Origin of the sequence: Candidatus Poriferisocius sp. (genome assembly GCF_965202595.1) — a bacterium.
GTDB lineage: Bacteria > Actinomycetota > Acidimicrobiia > Acidimicrobiales > Bin134 > Poriferisocius.
Genome location: NZ_OZ241836.1, coordinates 1,027,264 through 1,042,734 on the forward strand (window position 1 = coordinate 1,027,264; position 15,471 = coordinate 1,042,734).

General features: G+C 63.1%; 11 protein-coding genes. All 11 read left to right on the forward strand.

Annotated elements, in window-relative coordinates; all coding sequences use genetic code 11:
* Nucleotides 1-131: 131 nt before the first annotated feature.
* The 11 genes from ACOGXC_RS05045 (at nucleotide 132) to ACOGXC_RS05095 (ending at nucleotide 15,421) form a co-directional block, all read left to right on the forward strand.
* Nucleotides 132-5,378, forward strand: coding sequence for a fibronectin type III domain-containing protein (locus ACOGXC_RS05045; protein WP_419919615.1), 5,247 nt, complete (start codon nucleotides 132-134; stop codon nucleotides 5,376-5,378).
* Between the two features lie 97 nt (nucleotides 5,379-5,475).
* Complete coding sequence (trpS, locus tag ACOGXC_RS05050; protein ID WP_419919616.1) at nucleotides 5,476-6,501, forward strand: tryptophan--tRNA ligase; 1,026 nt, start codon at nucleotides 5,476-5,478, stop codon at nucleotides 6,499-6,501.
* A gap of 22 nt (nucleotides 6,502-6,523) precedes the next feature.
* On the forward strand, nucleotides 6,524-7,654 hold the full coding sequence (locus tag ACOGXC_RS05055) for an epoxide hydrolase family protein (protein WP_419919617.1): 1,131 nt from the start codon (nucleotides 6,524-6,526) through the stop codon (nucleotides 7,652-7,654).
* Between the two features lie 37 nt (nucleotides 7,655-7,691).
* The gene (locus tag ACOGXC_RS05060; RefSeq protein ID WP_419919618.1) at nucleotides 7,692-9,077 is read left to right on the forward strand and encodes a MurT ligase domain-containing protein; all 1,386 of its coding nucleotides are present in this window, start codon (nucleotides 7,692-7,694) and stop codon (nucleotides 9,075-9,077) included.
* Nucleotides 9,078-9,120: 43 nt separating this feature from the next.
* The gene (locus ACOGXC_RS05065; protein WP_419919619.1) at nucleotides 9,121-9,864 is read left to right on the forward strand and encodes a type 1 glutamine amidotransferase; all 744 of its coding nucleotides are present in this window, start codon (nucleotides 9,121-9,123) and stop codon (nucleotides 9,862-9,864) included.
* Nucleotides 9,865-9,898: 34 nt separating this feature from the next.
* Nucleotides 9,899-10,867, forward strand: a complete 969-nt coding sequence (locus ACOGXC_RS05070) for a nucleoside hydrolase (RefSeq protein ID WP_419919620.1) — start codon at nucleotides 9,899-9,901, stop codon at nucleotides 10,865-10,867.
* A gap of 133 nt (nucleotides 10,868-11,000) precedes the next feature.
* Nucleotides 11,001-11,648 (forward strand): hypothetical protein, encoded by a 648-nt coding sequence (locus ACOGXC_RS05075; RefSeq protein ID WP_419919621.1) that lies wholly within the window; start codon nucleotides 11,001-11,003, stop codon nucleotides 11,646-11,648.
* A complete protein-coding gene (locus ACOGXC_RS05080; protein WP_419919622.1) occupies nucleotides 11,645-12,103 on the forward strand; it encodes a hypothetical protein in 459 nt (152 codons plus the stop codon). Before ACOGXC_RS05075 ends, ACOGXC_RS05080 begins: the two co-directional genes overlap by 4 nt.
* Before the next feature lie 86 nt (nucleotides 12,104-12,189).
* The gene (locus ACOGXC_RS05085; RefSeq protein ID WP_419919623.1) at nucleotides 12,190-13,023 is read left to right on the forward strand and encodes a type IV toxin-antitoxin system AbiEi family antitoxin; all 834 of its coding nucleotides are present in this window, start codon (nucleotides 12,190-12,192) and stop codon (nucleotides 13,021-13,023) included.
* Nucleotides 13,020-14,084, forward strand: coding sequence for a nucleotidyl transferase AbiEii/AbiGii toxin family protein (locus ACOGXC_RS05090; RefSeq protein WP_419919624.1), 1,065 nt, complete (start codon nucleotides 13,020-13,022; stop codon nucleotides 14,082-14,084). The genes ACOGXC_RS05085 and ACOGXC_RS05090 overlap by 4 nt, the downstream gene beginning before the upstream one ends.
* 80 nt (nucleotides 14,085-14,164) lie before the next feature.
* Nucleotides 14,165-15,421: an amidohydrolase family protein gene (locus ACOGXC_RS05095; RefSeq protein WP_419919625.1), complete on the forward strand. Its 1,257-nt coding sequence runs from the start codon at nucleotides 14,165-14,167 to the stop codon at nucleotides 15,419-15,421.
* Nucleotides 15,422-15,471 lie beyond the last annotated feature (50 nt).

The window sequence follows — 15,471 nt, forward strand, 5'->3', positions numbered from 1 at the left end:
GCAGAGTTTTTTGCGGGTTGGTTTGGGTTCTAGCCGGGGGGGGGGGGGGTAGGCGTGTAGCGCTGCCCTGGTTTGTTGGGCCCCTGATCCTGGTGGGGTTGTTGGGGTCGGTGTTGGTTTCGGTTGGGGGTGTGGGTGCGCAGGGGGGTGTGCCGGCGGCTCCGTCGTCGCCGGTGGTGGTGGTGTTGGGTGGTGGTCAGGTGCAGTTGTCGTGGGGTTCGCCGGGGTCGGGTGAGGTGCGTTATGAGTACGCGTTTTCGGAGCAGGGGTTTGGTCAGAGTAGTTGGGTTCCGCCGGTGGACAGGGTGGTGGATACTTCTACGAGTTTAGCGCCCACTTCTGGGGATCGTAGTGGGGTTGTGTGGCGGCCGGTGCCCGGTGGTGGGGCTGCTCGGTCGGTAGTGGTGACAGGTTTGACGGTTGGCAGCAGCTACCGGTTCTGGGTGCGGGCGGTAAACACCGCGGGAGCGGGGCAAATTCTGAGTATGAGTCCGGGGGATGGGCATTTGATGTCTGGTGTTCCGCCAGCACCGGTGGGTTTGCGGGCGGTTGTTTCCGATTCCCGGGTGGAGTTGAAGTGGACCAAGGCTAACGGTGCGGTAGCGGGGTCGGGGTTTGCTACTATCTTGCGGTACGAGTACGCCATCAAACAAGGCGACGGTGAGTGGTCGGGGTGGTCGGTGATGGCCGACGATGGCAACGCAGCAGGAGATCGCGAATCATTCGTGGTCAAGGGATTGTCCAACGATGTGGGATATTCATTCCGGGTACGAGCGGTCAACAAACACGGCAACGGTGCCACCGGTGAAGTGGGACCAACCGTAGTAAGAGGCAAACCGGGTGCTCCTCGTGGGTTTGTGGTAACACCGGGTGATAAGTCAGCGTTGTTGTCGTGGGCACCGCCGGGTGTGGTGTATTCACCGGTGACGGGTTGGGAGGTTCGGTGGGCTGAGGATTATACGGCGTTGACGCAAGCGGGTTGGCATCGGGTTCCTGGAGGGGCTGGGGCCAGGTCTTACAATGTGCGGGGTTTGGATAACACCAAGAATTACGTGTTTGCGGTGCGGGCCATCAACGCGCTCGGGGCGGGAGCTGGGACGCGTTCTGGGTTCGTGTCGCCGGGTGTGGTGTTGGGAGCGCCTCCTGATTTTAGGGTGAAATCGGTGTCGTTGTCTTCGGTGACGTTGGAGTGGTCCCAGCAGGCTAACCTTGTTGTTGCGAAGTTCCAGCGTTATGAGTATTCGGTGCGGGCGGGTGATGGTGATTGGGGTGGTTGGATGGCGATACCGGGTGACTACACGACTACAGAGTTTACGGTTCCGGGTTTGAAGGCGGGTGTGGGTTATCGGTTCCGCCTGCGGATGGTGAGTAGTGTTGGTGCCGGTGAGGTGGCGGAAACGGCGGAGGTTGTTTATCCAGGCACTGTGCCAGCGGCACCGGCAGTGACGGCGGAGGTGGTGTCGGATTATGAGTTGGGGTTGCATCAGGTGGTTTTGTCGTGGACGGTGGATAATGGTGGTTCTCCGATAACGAAGTGGCAGTTCAAAATATCAGAAACGGTGGATGGGTTGGATGGTGTGAGTTGGAAGTATTTGTGTGAAACAGAGTTGGATTCGGGGTGTGGGGCTTTGCGGTCGGCGACATTGAACAAGGGTCGGGTCAGTGATGGTCAGGGTGGTACTGTGTGTCCTCATGATGACTGTGATCCGGATGTGGGGGTGGGGGATCGTTATTTTGTGATGCGGGGTGTGAATGCTAGGGGTGATGGTTTGGTGTCGGGGGTGGTGAGGGTGAACATTCCCAAGGGGCTTGCTGCTAAGGCTATGAGTGTGCCTTTGAGGGGTTACACGGCTAACCCTCTTACTACTGCTAGTGCTAAGCCTCATATGGGTGAAGTTTCCAATTCAAGGAATGGTGGGCAGGCTGTTAGAAGGGAGTATTCGTGGAGGGTTGGTGATGGTCCGTGGGGGTTGTGGTTCCCTGTGGAGGATAGATTGTCCCGGCAGGTTCAGAGTTTTGATGAGCTGACTTTCAGGGTTGGGGAGACGTACACGTTTCGGTACCGGTTGGTCACTGATTGGGGTGCAGGTCATGTGGCGGGTTATGTGGCTGAGTCGGAGCCGTTTGTTTTCGGGGCTCCACCGTTGCCGGGCGCTGCGGAGCTTGGCGCTGACAGCCGCGATATTCCCGAGGTGTTGGCGGTTCCGGGTAATGGTCAGGTGGAGTTGAGAATTGTTAGAACCTCAGATGGTGACGAGGTACGCATTCCTGGTGATCCTCCTCCTCCTTCCCATCGTAGGTATCGTTATCCGCTTGTTTATCAAACTGCTTTGATTGATACCGATGGGGTTTATGCTGACACGGTTTGGGAGTATTCGTATCGCCCTGTCGGTGGTGTGTGGTCGCCGTGGGCGGTGGCTCATGTTGGTCAGCAGTTCATGGGTAATACCGGTAGTATTGGCACTGATCGGGCGTTGACGGTGTCGGGTTTGCGCAACGGGGTGTCCTATGAGTTCCGGGTGCGGGCGGTGAACCGGCACGGTACCGGTTGGTTGGAGGGTCCGGCGTTGTATTCCAACGGTGCCGGTTTGGTGAACAAAATCGCCAACCGAAACCCCGACAAGGTGGTGATACCCGGTGTGAAACCACCCGCCCCGGCAGGACTAACCGCAACCGGGGGTGATGGTCAGGTGTCGTTGTCGTGGACCTCGGCGGGTTCTGGGGGTCCGCCGATCATCCGCTGGGAGTACCGCAAACAATCCCGCGCCGCTGCTGATGCCGCGTTCGGGGCTTGGGATACTGATTGGACACCGGTTCCCGGTAGCGGCCCGTCTACGACTCAAGCAACTGTGAAGGGTTTGACCAATGGCACCTTGTATCGGTTCCAGGTGCGGGCGGTGAACGCTTTGGTGGCTCTGGAAACCACCGGCACCAAAAGAGCTTTGATCTCCGCGGGTGAAGGCGCGGCGGCGCAGTCGTTGGAGGTCGTCCCCGGCCAGAAGCCCCAAGCACCCCGTCAGGTGACGGTGATGGCGGGTGATGGTGAGGTGAAGATCACGGTGGTGGCCCCGTTGCGTAGTTCTTCTGCGGGGGATGCGAAGTGGACTTCGGTTTTGGGTTATGAGGTTCGGGTGCGCCGCACTGGTAGCGAGGCTTTTGATGCGTGGAAGGCGTTGGGTACCCCGGTATCGCAAACCCAGAACCCGTCGCCGGCCACCGCGACGCCCCGCCACCGGGCCGAATCAGCAGGGGTGCCGGTGGGGGGTTTGGTCAACGGGGTGGGCTATGAGTTTGAGGTGCGGGCGGTGAACCGGTTCGGTGCGGGGCCTGCGGCGGGGGTGGTTGGTCCGGTGACGCCGACCGGTGCGCCCGCCGCGGGTTCGCTGCAAGCCACTGCTGGGGACGGGCAGGTCACTCTGGTATGGACACCGGCGGACACGGGGGGTAGCACCATTTCGGGTTGGCAGTATCGTATGAAAACCGTTGGTGGGGGTTATGGTTCGTGGACGGCGGTAGCTGGTGGGGCGGCGGCTCGTAGTTTGGTGGTGGATGGTTTGGCCAATGGTCGGGCCTACACGTTCCAAATAAGGGCGGTGACCACCGATACCGAGGTGATTGGCACTTCGTTTGAGTCCGAGGCGGTTACTCCATCCGCGGTGCCCCCAGCGCCGGCGGTGACCGCTACTGCTGGTGACGTGATGGTCGTTTTGGGTTGGCAAGCTGGTGTGAGTGGTGAGGTGGGTGAATCCAACTGGGCTGCTGCGGTTACGGGGTGGCAGTACCGGGCCAAGCCCGGCGATGGTGATTATGGCACCTGGGTTGATGTGGTTGCTGCTACCACCACTGCCGATGTTGGTGATTTGATGAACGGCACTGGTTATGTGTTCGAGGTCAGGGCGCTGAACAAGATGGGCCCCGGCACCGCCGCCACTGTCACCGCGACACCGGCGACGGTGCCCGCTGTGCCAACGGTGGCAGCTACTGCGGGTGATGAGATGGTGACGGTGAGCTGGACTCCCGGCAATGACGGTGGGTCGCCGGTGACGGGTTGGCAGGTGCGCACCGGCGATGGCCAGTGGCAGGACCACCCTGCTGATACCACCTCGGTACCGGTGCAGAACCTGGTCAACGGCACCACCTACACCTTCGGGGTTAGAGCCCGAAACGCCATGGGCGATGGTGCGGTTGGGGTTGACACCGCAACGCCCGCCACGGTCCCTGCTGCGCCCACGGTTACCGCCACACCCGGCGACAGCAGAGTCACGTTGTCGTGGACACCCGGTGCTGATGGGGGTTCTGCGGTAACCGGGTGGTTGTTACGCATTGATGATGGCGAGTGGGTGGATTTGGCTGGGATGGGTTTGGGCGCTGACGCCACCTCGGTGCCCGTGCTGAACCTGACTAATGGCACCAGCTACACCTTCCAGATAAGAGCCCAGAACGCGATGGGACCCGGCGCTGTCGCCTCTATTGCGGCGACACCGGCGATGGTGCCCGCCGCCCCCGGTGTCACAGCGACGGCTACCGATGGCACGATCACCGTTACTTGGGTGGCGGGTGGTGATGGGGGGTCTGTGGTGACGGGTTGGCAGTGGCGCACCCGTATCGGCAGCGCTGGTTTCGGTGAGTGGGCTGATGTCGGTGCCGACACGACGAGCGCGGTCATATCCGGTGTCGATACCGGTACCGGCCCGGTGGGTTACACCTTCGAGGTGCGAGCCATCAACGCGGTTGGTGCCGGCCCCGCGGGTACTTCGCCCACGATCACTTCTGGTGATGATCGGGTGGGTGATGAGGGTTACTACACCGGCCCCGTCGACAGCCCGAACTTCTGCGCCGAGTTCTCCCTGGGCGGGGCCCGTTTGTTCGCTCTCGACAGTGATGGTGATGGGGTGGCTGATGTCTGCTCTTTGCCCTACACGCGCCGTGAGGCGATAGCCCGGCACAACGCGGTGATAACCCTGGCGAACCGGTACCCCGACCTGTATCGCCGGCTTGTCAATGCCGAGTGCGTCAACCAGCCCGACAACGGCGAGGTTTGTGGTGGCGATGAGTTGGCCGCTCCGGGGTTCCCACCTCCCAACGACGGGGGCCCCTACTACTCGGGCACCATCACCGGCCCCTCCTGGTGCGCCAACCGCTCTTTGGGTGGGCCCACCACCTACCCCCTCGACAGCGACGGTGACGGCGTGGCCGATACTTGCTCGCTGCCCTACACCCGTCGTGAGGCCATAGCCCGCCAAAAAGCCGGCGACACCCTGGCGGCCACCCACCGCGATGAGTACAAGACCATCCTCGCCGAGGAGTGCCGCCGCCTGGGCCGCGGCAACTACGGCGACAGCGTTGCCGATCTGAACAACGACATCTGCAACAACTAGCCAACCTATTTCTCCCCGCCGGGGTGCCCCCCACCACCCGGGGCAACCCCGGCTGGGACCCACCCCCACCAACCGCTCTGCGGTAGGATATGAAGCCGTGGCTCGTGTGTTCTCGGGAATCCAACCATCGGGCAGCATGCACTTGGGCAACCTTCTGGGCGCGCTGCGCAACTGGGTGGCCTACCAGAACGAGCACCAGGCGGTCTACTGCGTGGTAGACCTTCACGCTCTCACCTCGGCTCCTGATCCCGCCGAATTGCGGCAGAGCACCCTGGCCGCCGCCTCCATGCTCTTGTCGGCGGGTATCGATCCCGAGCGTTCGGTGCTGTTCGTGCAGAGCGCGGTTGGCGAGCACGCCGAACTGGCCTGGATGATGGAATGCACGGTGGGCTTCGGGGAGCTGCGCCGCATGACCCAGTTCAAGGACAAGTCCGGTCGCTCCGAGTTCGTGTCGGCGGGTTTGTTCACCTACCCCGCTCTCCAATCGGCCGACATCTTGCTTTACGACACCGACCTGGTGCCGGTGGGCGACGACCAGCGGCAGCACATCGAGCTGTGCCGGGACATTGCCGAGCGGTTCAACCGCCGTTACGGGGACACCTTCACGGTACCCACTCATGTGATCCCCGAGGCCGGGGCCCGGGTCATGGACCTTCAGAACCCGAACGACAAGATGTCCAAGTCGTTGGATTCACCGGGAACAGTCGGAATACTGGACGATCCCGCGGTGGTGGCCCGCAAGTTCAAGCGGGCGGTCACCGACAGCGACAACGAGGTGTACTACGACCCCGTGGCCAAACCGGGGGTTTCCAACCTTTTGGGTATCCTGGCCTCGGCCACCGACCGGTCACCGGAGGCAGTGGCTGAGCACTACACCCAGTACGGCCGGCTCAAGGCCGACACCGCCGATGCGGTGAACAACTTGTTGGCTCCCATTAGGGATCGATACCTCGAGTTGTCGGCCGAACCGGCCGAGGTCGTTCGGATCTTGGAAACCGGGGCCGCCAGGGCCCGCTCGGTGGCCGCGGCCACCCTCGACAGGGCCAGGAACAACGCCGGGCTGATCCCTCGCCCTTCGTTTCATTCCCCGCCCGATGGCTCCGACACCGGCACCAAACCCTAACCCTCAATCTCCCAGGAGGATCATGTCCGAGATCGTTCCATTCACGGTTGACATTGCCGATTCCGCCCTGGATGATCTGCATCGCCGCCTGGGGGAAACCCGCTGGCCCGATCAGCTTCCCGGTGCCGGTTGGGACTACGGCGCGGAGATGGGCTACATCCAGGAGCTGGCCCGCTACTGGGCCGGCGAGTACGACTGGCGGGCGGCTGAGGCCGAGCTGAACCGGCTCGACCACTACACCACCACCATCGACGGCCAGAACATCCATTTCATCCACCAGCGCTCACCCCATCCCGGGGCCTATCCGCTCATCATCAGCCACGGATGGCCGGGTTCGGTGGTGGAGTTCTTGGACATCATCGACCTGTTGACCGACCCCGAGGATCCGGCCGATGCCTTCCATGTGGTGGCCCCGTCCTTGCCCGGGTACGGCTTCTCGGGGCCCACCGCCGACCGGGGGTGGGATACCGTTCGCACCGCCGGAGCGTTTGCCACCCTGATGGGGCGCTTGGGTTATCAGCGCTACGGTGCCCAGGGGGGTGACTGGGGGTCGTTCATCTCTCAGAACATCGGCCGCGGTGACCCCGACCACTGTGAGGCCGTCCACGTCAATTTCCTGTTCACCCCCGCCCCCGGGGACGGGCCCGGTGATCTTACCGAGGCCGAGCAGGGCGGTTTGGACCGCACCAACCTGTATTTCACCCAGGGTTCGGGTTACATGCAGATTCAGAGCACCAAGCCCCAGACCCTGGCCTACGGACTCACCGACTCCCCTGCCGGCCAACTGGCCTGGATTGCCGAGAAGTTCCTGGCCTGGACCGACAACGACGGCAGCATCGAATCGGCGGTGAGCCGTGACCGCCTGCTCACCAACGTCTCGCTCTACTGGTTCACCGCCACTGCGGGGTCGTCGGCCCGCATGTACTACGAGATGATGCACTCCGGTGGGGCCGGCCTAACCGACTATCTGGCCACCCCGATCGGCGTGGCCAACTTCCCCATGGAGATACTTCAGGCCCCCCGCCGGTGGCTGGAGCCCCGCTACAACATCGTCCACTGGACCGACATGGCCCATGGCGGCCACTTCGCGGCCATGGAAGAACCCGATGCCCTGGCCCGGGACATCCGCACCTTCTTTCGCCGCTTCCGCTAGTTCGACCATTCGTCATCTATTTGACTATTCGGTGGCAATGAAACTCCCTTCCCTGTCTCCCGCTCTGGCCGCCGGGGCGGCTCGGGGGGCCGGGCATCTGTCCCGCAGGCTGGGGCGGGGGGGCGGCACCACCCTGCCCGGCCTGCTGCTCACCCGGTTGCGCCCCGAGGCCACTGCGGAGATGGCCCGTTCCATTCCCGGGGGTGTGGCTCTGCTGTCGGGTACCAACGGTAAGACCACCACCGCTCGGCTCGTCCGGGCGGTTCTGGATGCCTCCGGTGCTCGGGTGGTGGCCAACACCGCCGGTTCCAACCTGGAGCGAGGGGTGGCCACCGCGTTGTTGGACGCCGGGGACGCCGAGGTGGCCCTGTTCGAGGTGGATGAGGCCGCCCTGCCCGGGTTGATCCAGCGGACCCGTCCCCGAGTGGTCACCCTGATGAACCTGTTTCGTGACCAGCTCGACCGCTACGGAGAGATGGAGCACCTGGTCGAGCGCTGGCGGGAGGCGGTGGCCGGGCTGGATCAGGCCGCAACGGTGGTGTTCAACGCCGACGACCCCGCAATGGCCGAGATTGCCACCGGACACCCCAATACGATCTCCTACGGCGTGGATGACACCCGGGTGGGGAGTGACCGGTTGCCTCATGCCGCCGATGTCACCGGTTGCCGGCGCTGCGGCGCGCCGCTGCGCTACGGCATGGTTACCATCGCCCACTTGGGCCGGTGGTCATGCCCGGCTTGCGGCCTGTTCCGGGGCCACCTCGATGTGGCGGCCAACCGGGTGGAACTGCACGCCTTGGACGGCCAGCGTCTGAGTGTGGCCACCCCCCGGGGCCCGATAGAAGTATCGCTGCGCCTTCCCGGCCTGCACAACGCCTACAACGCCCTTGCCGCCACCGCCACCGCCCTGGCCCTGGGGCTTGACCTGGAGACCGTGGGGCCGGCGCTGGCCCGGCGGGGAGCCGCCTTCGGGCGGGCCGAGCGCATTGATGTGGGCGGTGTTCGGGTGACCACCCTGCTGGCCAAGAACCCCGCCGGTGCCAACGAGAACATCCGCACCATGTTGCTCGAGGACCGTCCCCTGCGCCTTCTGGTGCTGCTCAACGACCGCACTGCCGACGGCAAGGACGTGTCATGGATCTGGGACGTGGACTACGAGCTGCTTCTGGAAGGTGACCGGCTGGCCTCGCTCACCATAGGCGGCGATCGGGCTCACGAAATGGCCCTGCGCTTTTGCTACGCCGGCCTGGCCCCCCACCGCCTGCTGGTGGTGCCCCCCGTTGCCGCCGCCTTCGACACCGCCTTGAGCTCCTGCGACCCCGGCACCCACCTCTACGTTCTACCCACATACACCGCCCTGCTCGCCTTCCAAGCCCTACTGTCCAGCCGGGGCCTGGCTCCATCCTTCTGGCAGGACCGGTGACTTCTAATACCACCGGACTAACTCCCTCCTTCTGGCAGGACCGATGACTTCTAACGGCCTGGTTCGGCTGTGCCATTTGTACCCGGACCATCTGAACATCTACGCCGACCGGGGCAACATCGCGGTGTTCCAGCGCCGCCTGGAGTGGCGGGGTCTGGCCATGGAGGTGGTCGAGGTGGGGCCGGGCGATGCCATCCCCCCCCACTGCAATCTCTACTACCTCGGCGGTGGCCAGGACCGAGATCAGGAGTTGGTGGCCGCCGATCTGGCCGGCAAGGCCCGTCCCCTGCGCGATGCCGCCGCCGGCGGTGCGGTGGTGCTGGGGGTGTGCGGGGGCTACCAGCTTTTGGGTCACGGTTACACCGGCGCCGGCGGTCGGCGGATGCCCGGTATCGGGCTGCTCGACCTGGAAACCACCGCTGGAGAACCCCGGCTGATCGGCGATGTAGTGCTGGATGTCACCCTGGAGGGATGGACGGGCACGGTGGTGGGTTATGAGAACCACGCCGGGCGTACCCACCTGGGGGCCGGATGCACTCCGCTCGGTCATGTGCGCCGGGGTTGGGGCAACAATGGTGCCGACGGGGGTGAGGGGGCGGTGGTCGGGCGGACGGTGGGCACGTACCTGCACGGGCCGTTGCTGCCCAAGAACCCCCGGCTGGCCGATATCCTGCTGGGCTGGGCACTGGACCACGCCGGGCTTCCCCCCGTACTGGCCCCCCTGGACGACAGCTTGGAGCAGGATGCCCACACGGTTGCCATTACCAGAACTGGGCGGAAACGATGACCCCCCGCTCCTATGCCCCGGTGATGCCGCTACGATGACCCCTCCCATTTCTTCCCCCGGTGATGCTTCCCGCCCGATCATTATTGACACCGATCCCGGCCAGGACGATGCCATTGCCGTTCTGGCCGCTCTGGCTGCCCCCGAGCTGGAGGTACTGGGCATCACCGCGGTGGCCGGAAACGTGCCCCTGGAGTTGACCGCCCGCAACGCCCGCATCATCTGCGAGCTGGCCGGCCGGCCCGATGTGGCGGTTTTCGCCGGCTGCGAACGCCCGCTGCGCCAACCGCTGGTCACCGCCGAGCATGTTCACGGCAAGACCGGCATCGACGGTGCCGACTTGCCCGAACCGACCATGAGCTTGCAGCCCCAGCACGCGGTGGAGTGGATGACCGAGACCTTGCTGGCCGCCGGTGAGCGGGAAATCACCCTGTGCCCGTTGGGTCCGCTCACCAACGTGGCCACCGTTCTCGAAAACACCCCCGAAGCGGCCCGGGGCATCCGTGAGATCGTCTGCATGGGGGGCGGGTTCTTCGGTGGGGGCAACACCACCCCCACCGCCGAGTTCAACATCTTCGTCGATCCCGATGCCGCCCAGATCGTGCTCCACAGCGGGGTGCCGGTAACCATGCTGCCCCTGGATGTCACCCACAAAGCCCTGATGACCGATGACTGGATCGACCAGGTGCGGGCTCTGGGTACCCGTACCGGCATAGCCGCCTCGGGAATGCTGGACTTCTATGAGCGCTTCGATGTGGAAAAGTACGGAACCACTGGCGGTCCTCTCCATGATCCCCATGTCATCGCCTACCTGCTTCGCCCCGACATCCATCGCGGTCGCCATTGCAACGTGGAAGTAGAAACCCGCTCCCCCCTCACCCGAGGCATGACCGTGGTCGACTGGTGGCACCTCACCGACCGTCCCCCCAACTGCCACTACATAACCGAGGTTGATTCCAGCCGCTTCTACACGCTGATCCTCACCCTCCTAACCCCCCTCCCCTGACCCTGTGCAGTAGGCGGTACCCACCGGTGCTGCAATTGAGCTTAAGGTTGTGTGCCCACCAGCGCCGCAGTTGAGCTTAAGGTTGTGTGCCCACCAGCGCCGCAGTTGAGCGTAAAATCGACTGCATAGTGCTATGTCCTCGGTTGCCGCTTTCTTCGTCTTCCTGCTGATCATGCTGGCGTTGGCTACTCTGGCCATCATCCTGGATTGGATTGGCAAGCCCATTCGCCGTTCCTTCCGCCCCCGCACCTCGGGAACGCCGGGGTGGCTGATGGTTGGTACCCCCATGGCCGGGCCGGATCCGGCTTTCCTACCTCCCCAGCGCCCCGATACCCATTCTGAGGAGCCTCCCGCCGAACTCCCCAGCAACCAACCAGCCGGTGCCTCCGCCGGGCCTCTTCCCACCCGAGCCGATACCTACCCCGGGCCTTTTCCCGACCAAGCCGATACCTCCCCCGGTGTTCGATCCGAGGTGCCGGGGCCGTGGCAGGCGGGTGACTCCATCTTCAAGCTCACCCCCCGGGGTACCACACCGTCGATCACCGCAGTGCGCCGCCGTTACTGGAAGAACCTGTCCGAGCGCCGGGCCTCGGTGGTGTTCGGCGAGGCCAACCGTGAGCTCATGGCCATCGGTCAAGCCCCCCAGCGGTTCAATCCTCGCACCGGCACCATCGAGGAGCTGAGCCTGCCCGAGCCCATGCTGCGTCACTGCTGGACCACCAACCGCCGACCCGTTCCCACATGGGGCGACGAGGGTGTGGACCCCTTTGATCAGCCATGACCACCAATAACACCTTCAGCGACCAGTTTGCCGATGGAGCGGCTACGGTGATGAACGGCGGGCACGAGGTGCGACCGCTGCTGCGGCTGTCGGTGTCCGAGGGTACAAGGGTGCGAGTGGAGCGCGTCGCCGCCCATCCCCACCGCCGCCAGGCCCTCAAGCTGGCCGCGGTCCAGGGAAGTCTCGAGGTGAACGATGCCGTTTGCGAGATGGTCTCGCTCTGGTCCGACACCAGCCCCGCCGAGGTGGAGATGATGGTTCAGGGGTCTCGGATCAGGCGCCTGGAGGTGTGGAATGCCTGGGACCTGGGCGGGCTCGAGTCGGCCTGGTTGGGCAACTCCGGCATGATCGTCATCCCCAGCGAGCGATACCTGGCCCTGCATTGCAGCGACGGCCTCGGCCCCCCCAGCTTCACCGACCTCCAGATCCACCTCTCAGTAGCCCCACCTCGCTGAAGAGTTGGCGCGTGATTCGTTGATTGTGCTCTGACCTGGGCCCGAAAACACACACTAGATTTCTGCTGATCTGGTAAGATGGTGGTATGTACGGAAGCATCCTGCCTTCTGAAGTGAAGGCCCGCATGATCGAGGAGAGACTAGGATTCGCATCCTCCACTCGGATAGCCGATTGGTTGGGGTGCACCGCCGCCGATGTTGCTGCCAGATTGCGGTCGGTGCGAGAGAGTGGAGACTTGGTGTGCGCCATGAACGGCGGATGGGTTCTGGCTCAGGGTGGGCAGGCGTTTCCGTCTGAGTACCTGGACTCTATGATGCGGCACTTAGGTTGTCGTTACTACCTCGGAGGGCACTTCGCAGCGGGTAGTTTAGGGATGCATACGCATGGCATTGCAAAAGTAACCGTCATGGTCTCCAAACCGTTGAAGAACCGTAAGATAGTTGGCTCCCAGTACTCATTTGTTCACCGTCGGAACATCACAGCGTATCCAACACTGTTCAAACGCCTGGACACTATGGCGATAGGCCCCCAGGGATACCGGATTTCTTCTACGGCCACGACTTTGTTCGACATCGTGCAGCAAGGGGTGCATTATCTGGTAGCTAACGTGGCTGGTCGGATGTTGGAGCATACCGAAGAGCGATGGGCGGGGGTAGCTCCCGTACTAAATCCCCACTACCTTGCAAAAACTTCGCTACTGTATCCGATCACTATCAGGCAGCGTACCGGTCATATTCTTCAACATATGTCGGACTGGGTGGATGTCCCATTCGACCTGGAGCCGTTACACGCGACCATCCCTAAAGGAACCCCGCCGACCAGTCTCTTCTCCCCTGGAGGCGGTATTTCGGTTGCAGGGGAAAGCTACGACCCTGTATGGAAAATTAGAGTCGACGGCAATTTAGACCCCGACCTGTGATAACCCGCGCTGCCATCAAATCATGGCAAGAACAGCATCCCTGGCGAGAAGAATACCAAGTCGAGCAGGATATGTGGCTGGAACGGTTGATGCTATCCATAGCGCAGAACCAGGACTTGGCAGGCAGGCTAGCGCTCAGCGGAGGAACCGGTCTCAACAAACTTTGGTTACCTAACCCTGCGCGATATTCCGAGGATTTGGACTATGTGTGCGTTGTTTCCAAGGCCGATGATCTGCTTGATGACGCGAGAAGTACTGCTTTGGAGTGCGGGTTGCTGCCAGCAGGCCGTAAATCGCTTCGCCGTAAGTCTCCTCACCCTAAAGTCCTGCTCAAGTTCCGCAGCGTGCTAGATGGTTCGGAGCAGAAGATCAAAATGGAAATAGCCGATCCGCACCCGGCGTTGGACCTCGGCCCACACATCAAACACGTGGAAAGACAGGTCAGCGAAGAATGGCTAGCCAGCAGCGCGACGATCACGACTATCTCCCCCGCGTACATGGCAGCCATGAAGCTCAGAGCGATCTATTCGAGAGCGAAGGGACGTGACCTGTTCGACTTTTACCATCTGGTCACAACGCTGGGAGTTAAGCCGGAAGACCTGTTCGATCTTCTGGAACACGCGAAGCTAAACGAACCATCGTTCCATCGATGGTCGGCTACTACCAACGCTGAGACAATGAAGCTCCACCTCCGCAATCCTTCATCCAGATTTCTTATGGACTTGGAATTCATAGCACCAGGTTGGGCAGGTACCGCTGTTTTCGACGAAGCGCTGAGGCTCAATGCCGAGTTCGCAGAGAGAATCCATCAGGAAATTCGCTATCGCAAGGCCCACCGTGATCAGCAACATCGGCTGCGTGGATACCCGGTAGACCCCTCGTGGACTACCGACCGGCTGGCCGATGACACTGCTCGCGGGCAGCGGAGCACCAAGTACGACAAAGCACGCGCCCGTAGGTTGAAGCGGTCGGGCATGACGAACGCTCAAATAGCCCAAAAAATGGGAGTCTCTACCTCATGGGTGCAGAGGCATACAGCCGGAACCAAAAAAGGCCACTGAATATCGGCAACAGCGCCACATTCCGTGCCAGCTCAGTCAACGGGGTGGTCGCATCCTGCGGGATGGGGCAAGCTGGGGGTATGGCCATATCGCTGGATGAGCTCACCACCGACCCATCCTTTACCCAGAACCTCAAGGGTAGGGTGACGTTTCTGCCCGAACCGGAGCGGGCGGCTAGGTGGATTCCGGTTGTTTCGGTGGACGACCACATCGTGGAACCCCCCGGCGCGTTCGCATCACGGTTCCCGACCAAGTACCGCGACGATGCTCCCCGGGTGGTCACCCTGGATGACGGCACCGAGAGCTGGCTGTACGCCGGGCACTTCCTGCCCAACGTGGGGTTCAACGCGGTGGCGGGCCGGCCGGTCAGCGAGTACAGCTTCGACCCCACCCGTTTTGAGGACATGCGCCGGGGAGCGTGGGACATCGACGCTCGAATCGCGGACATGGACCTCAACGGGGTGTACGCCTCGCTGTGCTTCCCGTCGTTCTTGCCCGGGTTCTGTGGCCAGCGCCTTCAGCAGTTGACCGACGATCCCGACCTGGCCCTGGCCGCGGTGCGGGCCTGGAACGACTGGAACATCGAGGAGTGGTCGGGGGCCTATCCCGATCGCATGATCCCGTGCCAGATCACCTACTTCCTCGACCCCGAGGTGGGGGCCGCCGAGGTGTACCGCAACGCCGAGCGGGGCTACCGGGCCATCACCTTCTCCGAGGCTCCCCACTCCCTGGGGTTCCCCTCGCTTCACTCCGGCCACTGGGATCCGATCATGGCCGCCTGTGAGGAGACCGGCACCGTGGTGTGCCTGCACATCGGCTCCTCCGGCACGTCGCCGGCCACCGCTCCCGATGCCCCCTCCGACACGGTGGGCGTGCTGTTCTTCGGCTACGCCATGTTTGCCGCGGTGGACTGGCTCTACTCCAAGATCCCGGTTCGCTTCCCCAACCTCAGGATCGCCCTCAGCGAGGGGGGCACCGGGTGGGTGGCCGGGCTGCTCGACCGACTGGAGCACGTCCGCAAGTACGACTCCATGTACGGCACCTGGAACGATGTGGAGCTGTCGCCGGCCGAGACGCTCCGGCGCAACTTCTGGTTCTGCGCCATCGACGATCCGTCGGCCTACGACCACCGCCACTACATCGGAGTGGAGAACCTGATGGTGGAGTCGGACTACCCTCACGCCGACTCCAGTTGGCCCGGAACCCAGGAGTTGCTCCGCACCCAGCTCAGCGGCGTGCCCGCCGGCGAGAGCGCCCGCATCTGCTGGGGCAATGCCAGCGACCTGTTCCGCCACCCGGTCCCCGACTCGGTGATTGCCAACCCCAACAGCTTCTAGCCGTCCCTTCGCCAGCGCCGCTCCTGTGCACAGCCGTCCTTCGCCATAGC